9 protein-coding genes are annotated in these 13,428 nt (G+C 54.9%); 4 read left to right on the top strand and 5 right to left on the bottom strand.

Annotation, left to right across the window (positions count from 1 at the left end; genetic code table 11):
• Positions 1–173 precede the first annotated feature (173 nt).
• From FFI61_RS11515 to FFI61_RS11500, 4 genes are all read left to right on the top strand, one after another.
• Positions 174–1,682 (top strand): diguanylate cyclase, encoded by a 1,509-nt coding sequence (locus tag FFI61_RS11515; protein WP_200370540.1) that lies wholly within the window; start codon positions 174–176, stop codon positions 1,680–1,682.
• Between the two features lie 84 nt (positions 1,683–1,766).
• Positions 1,767–2,633, top strand: a complete 867-nt coding sequence (locus tag FFI61_RS11510; RefSeq protein WP_200370533.1) for an MBL fold metallo-hydrolase — start codon at positions 1,767–1,769, stop codon at positions 2,631–2,633.
• A 7-nt stretch (positions 2,634–2,640) separates the two neighbouring features.
• The gene (locus tag FFI61_RS11505; RefSeq protein ID WP_200370531.1) at positions 2,641–4,374 is read left to right on the top strand and encodes a SulP family inorganic anion transporter; all 1,734 of its coding nucleotides are present in this window, start codon (positions 2,641–2,643) and stop codon (positions 4,372–4,374) included.
• Positions 4,375–4,483: 109 nt separating this feature from the next.
• Positions 4,484–5,143, top strand: coding sequence for an energy-coupling factor ABC transporter permease (locus tag FFI61_RS11500; protein ID WP_200201407.1), 660 nt, complete (start codon positions 4,484–4,486; stop codon positions 5,141–5,143).
• Positions 5,144–5,159: 16 nt separating this feature from the next.
• On the opposite strand, the gene FFI61_RS11495 is transcribed toward FFI61_RS11500, so the two are convergent.
• The 5 genes from FFI61_RS11495 to gdhA all read right to left on the bottom strand — a co-directional run bounded on the left by FFI61_RS11495 (position 5,160) and on the right by gdhA (position 13,201).
• Positions 5,160–7,280 carry a putative bifunctional diguanylate cyclase/phosphodiesterase gene (locus FFI61_RS11495; protein WP_200370529.1) on the bottom strand — a complete coding sequence of 707 codons (2,121 nt, stop codon included), beginning with the start codon at positions 7,278–7,280 and terminating at the stop codon, positions 5,160–5,162.
• Between the two features lie 115 nt (positions 7,281–7,395).
• Positions 7,396–7,929, bottom strand: coding sequence for a response regulator transcription factor (locus FFI61_RS11490; protein WP_200201405.1), 534 nt, complete (start codon positions 7,927–7,929; stop codon positions 7,396–7,398).
• Positions 7,926–9,194 carry a sensor histidine kinase gene (locus FFI61_RS11485; RefSeq protein ID WP_200370527.1) on the bottom strand — a complete coding sequence of 423 codons (1,269 nt, stop codon included), beginning with the start codon at positions 9,192–9,194 and terminating at the stop codon, positions 7,926–7,928. Before FFI61_RS11485 ends, FFI61_RS11490 begins: the two co-directional genes overlap by 4 nt.
• Before the next feature lie 64 nt (positions 9,195–9,258).
• Entirely contained in the window at positions 9,259–11,835 is a 2,577-nt protein-coding gene (locus FFI61_RS11480; RefSeq protein ID WP_200370525.1) for a PEP/pyruvate-binding domain-containing protein, read from the bottom strand.
• Positions 11,836–11,851: 16 nt separating this feature from the next.
• Positions 11,852–13,201, bottom strand: coding sequence for an NADP-specific glutamate dehydrogenase (gene gdhA / locus FFI61_RS11475; RefSeq protein WP_200370523.1), 1,350 nt, complete (start codon positions 13,199–13,201; stop codon positions 11,852–11,854).
• Positions 13,202–13,428 lie beyond the last annotated feature (227 nt).

Genomic DNA, 13,428 nt, shown 5'->3' with positions numbered 1-13,428 from the left:
TGTTGAGTTCACTATAGCTCTATAGGCGCTTAATGGAATAAGGATATTCCAATTGGTGCTATAGGTGATTTTTATCAACAGATCAGATGCGCTGCTCAGAAATAGCTCTGCGTGGCACTGTGGACTACACTTTTTTGAACAAGGCAAATTCGCGGTAAGCAAATGAGCAGCCCATGACAGAACAGGCTGGTAAGCGTCAATGGTGTGCCAATACGGACTCACCGCTCCGGAAATTGGTTTCGGCTATTCCCGATGTGCTCAGCACATATTGGCTAAGCGCGGATGGTGAGGCGCATCGGTTTTTGTTTATCAGCGAGCAGGTGCAGAGCCTGCTGGGCATCGCTCCGGATATATTGCGGGAAAGCGCAGATGCTTTGTTTGCTGCGGTCCATCCAGATGATGTGTCTGCTGTAAGAGCGAGTATTGTTGAGTCTGCTGCAGCCCTGACCCCATGGGAATATCAGGCTCGAGTAAAAGTGAAGGCCGGGCATTATGAATGGTTTGAGGCCCACGCAGTGCCGGAACGCCAGGGCGATGGAAGTACCATCTGGCATGGCCAGTACCATAATATTCAGTGTTACAAAGACCTTGAACACACACTCAGGGAACGCGAGGCAGAATCAGCATTCCAGGCTGATTTTCAGAAGCTGATTGCCAATCTGTCGACCCAGTTTATTAATCTGGGCTTTGGCACTATTGATCAATGCGTTACCGAGTTATTGAAAACCATTGGCAGCTTTTTTGAGGTGGACAGGGCCTACTTGTATGAGTTTTCTCCGGACTACCGTGTTATGGATAACACTCACGAATGGTGTTCCGCCGATGTGCAACCCCTTATTGATGATCAGCGCAATGTGCCAACTGACGACTTTGAATGGTGGAAGTGCAAAATCAACGAAATGGTGAGTGGCAACCGGGTCATCTTTGTTGAAGAAATAGAACAGATACCGATCGGCCCCGAGCGTACGATGCTTGAGGAGCAGGGTGTGTGCTCAATGTTTTGTGTGCCGGTTCGTGTGCGAGGTGTGGTAACCGGCTTCTTTGGCGTGGATTCCATCCGTAAGCGTGCCTGGCGAGAAGACCAGGCAGACCTCCTGATTATCGTATCCAGCCTGCTTTCGGGTGCGCTTGAGCGCAACCGGCTTGAGAGTGAGCTTCTTAACCAATCCATTCGTGACCCCTTAACCAAACTGCACAACCGCCGCTATCTGATGCCAAGGCTTCATGAAATGCTGAGCCGTGCCAGCCGTTACGGGGAGCCCTTTGCGCTGGCCATGTTCGACCTCGACCGCTTCAAGCAGATTAACGACTCCATCGGTCATTTGGGCGGTGATAACTGCCTGCGTCATTTTGCCGATATTCTTCTGGAACAAACCCGGGAAGCCGATGTGGTGGCGCGCTTTGGTGGGGAGGAGTTCGTGGTTGCGTTCAGCGGTATAAGCCCGGCAGGTGTACGACGTATTGTAGGCCGTATTCTTTGTGCCGTGCGCAATCATGATTTCGTTCTTGAGGGTCAAGTCGTGCCGTTAACGGTGAGTGCCGGTGTTGCTGATATCAGTGAACTGGATGTTGTTCCAACCTGGCCTGACCCGCTGATCCGGTTGGCAGACGACAGGCTTTATGCTGCAAAGCAGGCGGGGCGCGACTGTCTTGTTGATGCATTAGGGGTATCGCGCATATAGGAAAAGAGAATTTCACCTTATATTCCGTTTTGGTATATCCTTAGAATTTAAGTGTAGGATTACGCCCCAACGGAGGTGAGTGCAGTGAACAGCCCTATTGTTCAACATTTTTTTGATGAACCCACCAATACGTTCAGCTACGTGGTGCGCGACCCTGCCAGCCAGGCCTGTGCCATCATCGATTCAGTACTCGATTTTGACTACGCCTCAGGCACTACCGATGTGCGCTCCGCAGATGAGATTGTTGAGTACGTGCGCGCGAATGGTTTGAGTGTTGAGTGGATTCTGGAAACTCACGTTCATGCGGATCACCTGTCTGCCGCGCCATATCTTCACCAGAAACTCGGCGGAAAAACCGGCATTGGCGCCCACATACGGGATGTGCAGGAAATTTTCGGTAAGGCCTTTAATGCGGGTACAGAATTTGCCCGCGATGGCAGTCAGTTTGATCGCCTTTTCCGGGACGGTGACACCTTTGCGATTGGCGGGCTTGAGTGCCGTGTAATGCACACGCCTGGCCATACTCCCGCCTGCCTGACTTACGTGATTGGTGACGCGGCCTTTGTGGGAGACACCCTGTTCATGCCGGATTATGGCACCGCGCGGTGTGATTTTCCGGGTGGCGATGCCCGTGTGCTGTACCAGTCGATTCGCAAGGTGCTGGCCCTGCCGGCGCAAACCCGTATTTTCCTTTGCCATGACTACAAGGCCCCGGGACGGGATGAGTATGTGCACCAGACAACCGTGGCAGAGCAGCGTGAGGCCAATATTCACGTGCACGACGGCATCAGCGAGGACGAATTTGTGAAGATGCGAACCGAGCGCGACGCAACCCTCGATATGCCACGGCTGATTCTACCCTCTGTGCAGGTGAACATGCGGGCAGGAGAGATGCCGCCGCCAGAGGATAATGGCCAGGTGTACCTGAAAGTTCCGGTCAACTTCTTCTGAGCACCGAATGAACTTCAAACGCTTTCTGCCTATTCTTCAGTGGGCGCCAAAGTACGGACGTAGCCAGGCCACCAGTGACATGGTGGCGGCGGTTATTGTGACCGTGATGCTGATTCCGCAATCCCTGGCTTACGCCCTGTTGGCTGGTTTGCCTGCGCATATAGGTTTGTATGCCAGCATTTTGCCACTGGTGCTCTACGCTCTCTTTGGTACAAGCCGCACGCTTTCAGTGGGCCCGGTGGCGGTGGTCTCTCTTATGACCGCCGCTGCACTGGCGCCTTTGGCTGAGACCGGAAGCCCGGAATACGTTGCCGGGGCCATACTGCTGGCCGTTATGTCGGGGCTTATGCTCACCATGATGGGCATTTTACGGCTGGGGTTTCTTGCTAATTTTCTCAGCCATCCGGTGATCTCCGGCTTTATCACTGCTTCTGGAATTGTGATCGCTGCAAGCCAGCTAAAACATATTTTAGGCGTGCAAGCCTCTGGCCAGAACCTGCTGACCATTGGTCAGTCCCTGGTTGTGTCGTTGGGCGATACCAATCTGCCAACCCTGTTGATTGGCTCCGGAGCTTTGCTGTTTCTTGTCTTTGCGCGCAAGCAGTTAAAGCCATTGCTGATCCGTTCAGGTATTGGCTCCCGGCTGGCGGATATTCTTACCAAAACCGCACCGATTCTTGCGATATTGGTAACTACGCTGGTTGCCTGGTTGCTCCAGCTTGATACTCAAGGCGTCCGGTTGGTGGGTGATGTGCCTTCGGGGCTCCCAGAGCTGACCATGCCCTCGATGGACTGGGGGCTTTGGCAGCAACTGGCGGTCAGTGCCTTGCTGATCAGCGTGGTGGGGTTCGTGGAGTCGGTTTCTGTGGGCCAGACGCTGGCCGCAAAGCGGCGCCAGAGAATCGACCCGGATCAGGAGCTGATCGGCCTGGGTGCGGCCAACCTGGGCGCGGGTTTTTCAGGTGGTATGCCTGTTACCGGTGGGTTTTCACGTTCCGTCGTCAACTTTGATGCGGGCGCAGAGACGCCAGCTGCGGGTGCCTATGCTGCCGTCGGAATTGCCCTCGCAACTTTGTTTCTTACACCAGCCATTGCCTTTTTGCCCCAGGCCACTCTTGCCGCAACCATCATTGTTGCCGTAGCAACACTCATCGACTTGCCGGCGCTGGGCCGCACCTGGCGCTATTCCCGTACTGATTTTGGCGCCATGCTGGCGACTATTGTCCTGACGCTTGTGCACAGCGTGGAAGCAGGCATTATTGCTGGGGTTGTGCTTTCTGTGGGGCTGTTCCTGTACCGTACCAGCCGTCCCCATAGCGCGGTTGTTGGCCGGGTTCCGGGCACGGAGCACTTCCGTAATGTGCAGAGGCACAAGGTTGAGTTGTGCTCGAAGGTGACCTTTTTACGTGTCGATGAAAGCCTGTATTTTGCCAATGCCCGCTTTCTGGAAGAGGCGGTGATGGATTTGGCCGCCGGCGAGCCGGAACTGAGAGATTTGGTCTTGGTGTGCCCTGCGGTTAACCTGGTGGATGCGTCGGCCCTCGAAAGCCTGGAGGCTATAAACGAACGGCTGAAAGATGCCGGGGTTCGGTTGCATCTTTCCGAGGTGAAGGGGCCTGTTATGGATCGCTTGAAGCGCACTGAGTTTCTGTCGCATCTGGGTGGGCAGGTATTTCTCAGCACTTACGAAGCCTGGCAGGCGCTCACTGATAGCCGGGGCCCACTAAAAGACGTCGCCTGATGCAGGGCTCTGTTCCGGCTTTGCTTCGTATAATCCAGACCATTGGTTATGGGGTCGGTAACACCGTTATCATGTAGCCGGTTCCGGATTTCAGCGAGCGCTTTTTATTATGGGCATGACCGACAATCTGCTATCGACCGGCCAGTGGTTTGTAACACTGTTCCTGTTTCTGCTTGTCCTGTTGCAGGCCGCACGCTCTGTGCGTTGGCGCACCTTGCGTTCAGACAATGTTCTGCAGCACTCTTTTTTTGGCGCAGCGGTTGCCTTGGGTTTTATCTGGCAGTTGCGCGCCGGCATCTATCCCGGCCTCGCCATTCATATCTTTGGTATCACCGCGGTCACTTTGGTGCTGGGTTGGGGGCTGGCAGTATTCGCCGGGCTTTTGGCCCTGGTTCTCACTGTGATTACCGGCCGGGAGCCGGTCATCATGTTTGCTGCGAATGGCTTGATTACCGTGATGATTCCTGCGCTTGTAACCCATGGCATCATGCTTTGGGAGCGCCATCGGAACTTCAGTAATTTCTTTGCCTATATTTTCTTCTGCGGTTTTTTCGGGGCGGGTATATCAGTGGCTGCGGCAGGACTGGTGATGTGCCTGATGCTCTGGTTTAGCGGAGTGTATGAGTTTTCAGAACTGGTTCACGACTACCTGCGGTATCTTCCGTTGTTCATGATTCCCGAGGGCTTTGTGAACGGCGCGATTGTAACGGGTATGATGGTATTCCATCCGGACCGGCTAACAACGTTAGATCCGCGTCGTTATCGATAGCTGGGCGTGCTTGAAACTACCAGCCTGCAGGCTGCGCTGCCTCAGATGAGGCAGGGTGGCTCTTGCGCCACTGCTGCGTCCACTCAAGAACATTGCCAGCTGGCATTGGTCGTCCAACCCCGTAGCCTTGCATATACTCGCAGCCTAAATCGCTCAAGGCACGGGCATGGTCAAAAGTTTCAACGCCTTCGGCCAGAATAGGGTGGCTAAACCGCTGGCCCATAAAGATCACACTTTCCACGATTGCTCGATCGTTTGAATCGTTGAGCATGTTGATCACAAAACTCTTGTCTACCTTTACCAGATCGATCGGTAAAGTGTTGAGGTAGGACAGTGACGAAAAACCCGTGCCAAAGTCATCCAGAGCAACGCGGAACCCCAGTTCCTGACAGCGGGCAAGCACATCACTGGCACGTTTTATGTCCTCCAGAGAGGTCGATTCCAGAACTTCCAGGGTTATTTGTTCCGGCTTGATTGCCGGGTGACACTGCAGATAGTTTTCCAGGTAGGAGGTAAAGCTCCAGTCCATCATGTGTCGCGCACTGATGTTTATGCTGACAGACAAATCCTCGCCCGCATCGTGCCAAAGACCCATCTGAAAAACTGCCTCTTCAAGAACCCACTGGCCCAAGGGCACTTCCAGGTGACTGGCTTCCAGCGATGGCAGGAACGCGTCTGGATAAAGCAGCCCTTTGTGCGGATGATTCCAGCGGATAAGTGCTTCAAAACCAATGACTTTACAATCGGCTATCCGCACCTGAGGCTGGAAGTGGAGCTCAAACTCTTTGTTTTCCAGCGCCCGGCTGAGCTCTATGAGTTGCGCGCGTCTCTGTTGGCGATGTTCGTTCTGTTCCGGGTCAAAAACGTGTAGCAGGTTTCGCCCTTTGTCCTTGGCTGCGTATACGGCCTGATCGGCATGGCGAATCAGGCCTTCAGCGTCGGCGTTGTCTTCAGGGTAGCGGGTGATGCCAAGGCTTGCTGTAACAACGATCGAGCCTGCCTCTCCACCAAGATCAACCGGTTCGTTGATGGAAGACAGTATGCGGTCATAGATAGCGTCATGGTTATCGCTTTGCAGGATAAGGCCAAATTCATCGCCGCCAATTCGGGCCACTGTGTCGCCGCTGCGCAAGCCTTGCGCCAGACGGCTGGCCAGGATACACAGTATTTTGTCTCCCGCCTCTGCTCCAAAGTTTTCGTTAATTGCCTTGAAGCCATCCAGATCAATGTAACCGACCGACAGGCTTTTTTGGTGGATATCCGCCTGTATCTGAGCATGGTGCAGGCGTTCTTTCAGTAGCTGTAAATTGGGCAAGCCGGTGAGATCGTCGTAATTTGCTGCGCGATCTATGTCTTTGGCATGATTTTTCAGCTCTGTAATATCGGTGAAATTAGCCACATGGTAATAGCTTCCGGGTTCGTCCAGGTGAATGCGACTGATGGACTGCAGCTCGACAAATTCTTCCCCGTTTTTCCGTCGGTTCCAGATCTCCCCTCGCCAGTGCCCCGACTCTTCAATGCTCTGCCACATGGCCCGGTAATAGGCCGGGGAGTGTCGCCCGGAACTGAGAATGGAAGGGTTAAGGCCCAGAACATCGGCACGGCTGTATCCTGTAATCCGCGAAAATGAAGGATTTACATCGAGTATGCGGTTGTTTTGATCCGAAATGATGATGGCTTCGTGGCTTCGGTCAAACACACTGGCCGCTATACGAAGGCCGCGTTCGCTGTGCTTGTGGTCCGAAATATTGTTCATGATAACGATAAAACCCGGCGCCACGCCCTGTTCATCTCCAATAGGCAGCCCGTAGGCGTGAACCCAGAATGGTTCCCCGGCGCGGGTGTAGAGCAAAACCTCTTCTTCGAATTGTTTAACCCTGTGCAGTTCGCGGGCAATGCGTGTAAGCGCTGTCGTATCTGTGGCGGGGCCTTTGAGCAGCTCGCTGGGGCGGATACCGGTAATGTTCTGCAGCAGATGGCCGGTATATTCCTCAAAGACCGGATTAGCCCACTCAATTGTGCCTGCGGCGTCAAGGATCAGAACCATATTGCGGCTGGCGCTCGCAACCAATGACAAGCGCTTGGGGTCGACCTTGGGGGTGGGCACTTTGTCTACTGGATCCTTTATGTTTGGCATGGCTCAATTTGTGCCTCCGCAGACATTTCGGCGGTCATATTTAGAAAGCAGTCGTTCAGGTTACTTCTGATTGCGGATATCAGGTTTGATGTACATCAAGTCTATGCCTGATGTTTCAATTGCGCCAGCGAGAGTGTTTTTGCAGTTTGCGTTGCAGGGTTCTCCGGTGCATGTTCAGAGCCCTGGCGGTGGCGGATACATTGCCCTCATGCTCATTGAGTACCCGTTGAATGTGCTCCCACTCCATTTCTTCCACCGACGGTGGTTCAGGGCGAAGCTCGGGAGCAGTTGCCAGAGCATCAAAACCGCTGATGAGCTGATTCACGGTAACCGGCTTGCACAAATAGTTGATTGCCCCGCGGCGCATGGCCTCAACTGCTGTGGCAATGCTGCCATAACCCGTGAGTACGAGAACATTCAGATCAGGTTGTCGGCTGAGCAGCTCGGGCAGAAGTTGCAGGCCGCTTTCGCCGGCAAGGTTCAGATCGAGCACGCACCGATGGAAACTTTGTGTGCTCAGCGCGCCAAGCGCTTCAGCATGAGATTGGGCCTTGGTGGCTTCGACACCTTGGCGCTTGAGGGCGCGTTGAAGTATCTCCAGAAAGGCAGTGTCATCGTCAATAAGCAGCCAGTTATCAGTGGTTGTCACGTGTTACTCCAGGTTTCCAGACTGGACGGTCCGGCTTGGGGCATATCGATGATCATGGTCGTGCCATGCTGGTCAACTCGTGCCTTCAGTGTGCCCCCCAGGCGCTGGATGGTCGCGTTGGTAAGAAAGAGGCCAACGCCCATGCCATTTTCCGAGCCAACAATCTGTTCGCCCAGGCTGTTCTGGAAGGCATCTTCCAGCCCGTCACCATGATCTTCCACCACCATTTCAACCCGGTTGTTTTCTGCGCAGCGAACACTGACAGCTACCCAGGAGGGGCTGGCGGTCAGTGCGTTGGCCAACAGGTTCAGAATGGCCTGATCCAGGGTGGCATCTACCGCAACCCGGCAGTCCGGAACTACCGCCGACCAATCAATGGGCGCAGCGGGCCACAGCAGCGTTGCCGACTCTTTCAATCGTGCCACCCAGTCCTTGGCAGTGAGGCTCTCAAGCTGCGCAGTTTTTGCTTGTACTGCGGCTCTGGACAGTTGCTGCAGGTGTTTGCTGCAAAGAACAAGTTGTTGCTCCATCAGGTTGAGGTCTTCGGCGAGCTCGGGGTTCGGGAACGCAGAGCGGAGTTCTTCCACTAGCAAGGTCATGGTATTCAGGGGTGTTCCCAGCCTGTGGGCAACGGCCGCTGCGGAAAGCCCCAGTGAAATGATCTGTTCATCGCGCAGGCGTGTTTCCCGAATGGTTGAAAGCTGCTGCTGTTGCTGCCCTAACCTTCGTGCCAGGGCACCGACCACTAATAGCAGAATTGCAGCCGTCATGGCGAAGGTCACCCACATGCCGGCCAGATGCAACTGGGCCAGATTGGCATCGTGGTGATCATGGGTAATGGGGGTGTGCCACAAAACCAGGGCGGTATAAATGCCGATTCCTGCCAGAGTCAGTGCAATGCTCTGACTGAGTGGTACCAGAATGATTGCTACCGCTATAGGTAGCAGTAACAGGGACACAAGGGGGTTGGTGTAGCCGCCGGTGAGAAAAAGCCAGGCGCCAATCAGGGCCAGATCTACTGCCAGGCCAACACTTACACTGATTGGGGAGCGTGGTGGTCTGCGGGTAAACCAGAGCCAGCACAGGGTCGCAAAAATGCCGTAGACCAGGCAAAGGATGAGTGCTTCAGCCCGGTGGGCAAGGGAGATAACTGTTTCGGCTACCGCGATGGCAGCGAGCTGGAGCGTAACGATGGCCAAACGCATACCCAGCAAGTAGCGGGCAGCCTGTTGAAAACCGGTTTGAGAGTGAGTGAGCCATTCCATGGACTGGATTCTAGCAGGGCAGGGTGTTTATTGGTGCTAGAGGCAGTGAAATAGTTGATAGGTATCAAACAGGGTAGTAACAGGCCAGGTCCTGGCTGATCACATCGCCGGTCAGCTGCAGTGGGTTCGCACGCAGGTCAAAACTCTGGATTGCGCCCTCAGGAGAAACACCTTGCCTGTGTGTGCTTGTGCCGCGGAGTCGATCTGGTTGGTAAACGCTGTTCCGGCCATTGGGGAAAAGAGCCGCGTAGGCGATACCGGCTTCTACCAGATCCTGGAAAAAATGTGAGCCATAAGAAAGATCCGGCACCATATCACCGTCCATTTCTGCCACTTCAACCAGCACGGCCACGCCCGCGATGTCCGCAAAACGAACTGGCACGCCCAGCTCGGGGCTACTGGTGCCCCAGCGGCCGGGGCCAATAAGCATGGTTTTACCCTTGTCCATACGCACCTGCTCGCCTACGAGGTTGGCAACGTCGTAACGTTGGCTCACGCTAAGCTGCCTATAAACGGCAGCATCCACCCGGATAACGCGCTGGATTCCCAGGTTGATATTGCCCCCCATAAAGTGTCCCTGGGTGCGGAACAGAAGGTTCTGTGCCGGTATTTCCTCGGGTTTTGCAACGGCGGTGGTTTCGCCGATGGTTGCCAGCGGCCTGCATTGCACCAGGTTAAAGGCCGGTTCTCCGGCGCTGTTCAGGTGCAGGGTAAACTCCACGTCCACCGGGTGGTTATAGCCTGCTTCGAGGGTTTTCAACAAGCAGGAGAGGCGGTCCACAAAAAGACCGTTGCGTACCAGGGGTTGAAAGGTCAGGCGCCACACCGGTGTTGGCAAATTCAGCTCCCGGGCTCGTCTGCTGGCGGGCTGGTCTATTTCGCCCAAGTGGCCCAGCGGCAGATCGGAAACCTCCTTTGTGAGCTGGCTCAACGGGAGGGTGGTTAAATCTCCTTCTCGCAGATCCAGTACATCCAGTAGGTGCTGGGAGAACTTGTAGCTTTCATCCTGATTGCGAAAGGGCTGGCGGTGGGGGTAATCCAGTGCTATCACACAGGCGTGGTCGCCTTCAATCCGATCAACGGCCCGGGTGCCCAGCCCCATGACCAGGCGAACCATGCCAGCGGCCGGGTCCATATCGGTATCCCAGGCAAAGGTATTACGAGAAACACCAACACCCGCAGCATCTGGCAGGTAGTAGCGGCCATGGAAGCGACCATTGACTCGCTGAATCAGCAGCGCCATGGGTTCTTCCCGCTGGTCGAGGCCGCGTTGTTTACGGTATACCAAGGCGTCGTCGCTCATGGTAGAGGCATAAACCTGGCGGATGGCGTACTCCAGAGCGTCAAGCCGGTGTTCTGGAGCGCCCTGGTTGATCACGAAAACGCTGTCGTACTTGCCGGCAAAGGCGTTGCCAAAACCATCTTCCTGCAGGCTGCTTGAGCGCACCAGAATCGGATATTGCCCGTAGTGATCCAGCAGCCGCTCCAGTTCACTCCGGATTTCCGGTGGGAACTCACCTTCCAGTAAGCCTTGGCGCAAGGTTGCCGCTTCACTGAAATACCCCTCGGGTGCACGCTGACGCATGATCGCTGGCCACAACCCATTGTGTACGAGAAATGCGTAATAGGCGTCTGAGCCAAGATAGCGGGAATCATGAGGCTCCAGGCTTTCCTGCCAGATAGCTGGCTGATTGGTAAGCAGGATGCTGCGGGCGATCAACATGCCAGCGGCCTTTCCACCAATGTACCCGCTGCCGATCATTCGCGCGCGTATCGCGAGCAGGTCCTCAAGATTCAGATAGTTTCTGGCCAAGTCCAATATGCGCGAATCCCGGCTGATCAGTACGTTCAGCACCCGCTCATGAATAGCTGCAGCCTGTTCTTGATCATCATCTTGCATGGCACTGGTAACCTGCATGAACAGACGGTCCCAGTAATCCAGAAGCGGTTGTCGATGTAGTTGCGCCACCTCCAGACCGGCTTGTAGTCGGGTGGCATCGCTGCTGTCGGAGACCGGCAGAAAACGACCATCGCGCTCTCGATGTGGCAGAAACATGGTGGGGGATTGGCGACACCAGGCTTTGATCGGCTGAACCTGTACATCGTCCTCCAGGCGGTGCACATCCACCATTACCTGGGTTGTCTGCCGGATGCGATCCAGCGTTGTGCGGGAGTGCCGGTCCGGGTAAAGAGCAAACCAGGCGACCGTATCCAGTTCAAAGAGGAAGGGGCAAACCACCCGGAAAAAATTGCCTACCATGGCGTCGGTGGCCCAGGCGTTGAGCAGATCACTCAGGCAGTCGCACACATAGAATGCGCCGCGCCCATGTTCTTCTATCAGGCGCCATACTCTACCGGTGAAAGCTTCAAAGCCATCCAGAGCATCGACGTTTTCGGTGTGGATGTTGGTGTTTGCGGGCACCAGCGGAGGATGCTGGCCAAAACGCAGATAAATGATACGGCGCCCGGCGGACGCCGCAGACTCAATAAATGGAGTAACGAATCGCCGATAGTCGTCCAGATCGTTGACTCTCCAGACCACATTATCGCCAATTCTCAGGCCGTCAAGAACGTCATCCAGCCCCGGGAGGCCGGTGGAAACCCGGTTGCTATCCTGTGAGTTTCCGCCGTTCCTGCTCATGAGCCCTACTCCATAATCAGATAACGCCCATAGACTGCATGGCACGGGCGACCTTGATAAAGCCGGTCACGTTGGCGCCCAGTACGTAGTTGCCTTCAGAGCCAAACTCGGCAGAGGTCTCGTAGCAGCTCTTGTGGATGTCGATCATGATGTCTTCAAGACGCTTTTGCGTGTAATCGAAGGTCCAAGAATCACGGCTGGCATTCTGCTGCATTTCTAAAGCAGAGGTAGCTACACCACCAGCGTTAGCGGCTTTGCCTGGGCCGTACATCAGTTTGGCCTTCTGGAAGATGGCGATGCCTTCAGGCGTTGTAGGCATGTTGGCGCCTTCAGCGACTGCGATACAGCCATTTTCAACCAGTGTTTTGGCGTCGTTGGCGTTGAGTTCATTCTGGGTGGCGCAGGGCAGAGCTATGTCGCAAGGAACAGACCAGATGCTGCCGCCTTTGACGTATTTCGCGTCTTTATGGAACTCGGTGTATGCGCTGATGCGACGACGATCTACTTCCTTGATCTGTTTGATAGCTGCCAGATCAATGCCTTTTTCATCTACGATGATGCCACTGGAGTCGGAGCAGGCAATTACTGTAGCGCCCAGTTCATGAGCTTTGGCAATGGCGTAGATAGCGACGTTGCCGGAGCCGGAAACAACCACTTTTTTGCCTTCCATGGAGTCGCCGCGAGCTTTCAGCATTTCTTGTGTGAAGAACACAGTGCCGTAGCCAGTTGCTTCTGTACGTGCGCGGCTGCCGCCCCAGTCGAGGCCTTTACCGGTAAGTACGCCAGACTCGTAGCGGTTGGTGATGCGCTTGTACTGGCCGAACATGTAGCCAATTTCCCGTTTGCCTACGCCAATATCACCGGCTGGGACGTCTGTGTATTCACCGATGTGGCGGTACAACTCGGTCATCAGGCTCTGGCAGAAACGCATAATCTCGTCGTCGGAGCGGCCTTTGGGGTCAAAGTCGCTGCCGCCTTTGCCGCCGCCGATAGGCAGGCCAGTCAGGGCGTTCTTGAAGATCTGTTCGAAACCCAGGAACTTGATGATGCCCAGGTATACGGACGGGTGAAAGCGCATGCCGCCCTTGTAGGGGCCCAGGGCGCTGTTGAACTCTACGCGGAACGCACGGTTAATCTGGATTTCGCCGCTATCGTCCTGCCAGGGCACCCGAAAGATAATCTGGCGCTCAGGCTCGCAGATGCGCTGAATGATTTTCTTCTCGGCAAATTCCGGGTATTTCACCAGAACGGGCCCCAGAGTCTCAAGAACTTCGTGTACAGCTTGGTGGAACTCGTTTTCACCCGGATTGCGGTGCAGAACGTCTTGGTAAATCAGTTCCAGTTTCTCATCAAGTCGGGCGGTCATAGAGTCTTCCTCATTTCGGTTCTTGCTTATTGCAGGAAAGTGAAAAGGATGGTGGAAAAATGGGGCGGTGATTTGACCATATTGCGGCAGGTTTGGCAAGCGAGCCCCGGTGGCAGGGGGGTTGAACACCTACCCCCATAGAGATGCGGCATTGTGTCTCACGCGCTGCGGCGGCTGCCTGTTTATCATACCCGGACACTTTTGTTCCAGAGATTAATAGGCGGAAA

It is taken from the genome of Marinobacter sp. DY40_1A1, from assembly GCF_016597815.1.
Lineage (GTDB): Bacteria > Pseudomonadota > Gammaproteobacteria > Pseudomonadales > Oleiphilaceae > Marinobacter > Marinobacter xiaoshiensis.
This window is presented reverse-complemented; position numbering and strand designations above follow the sequence as displayed.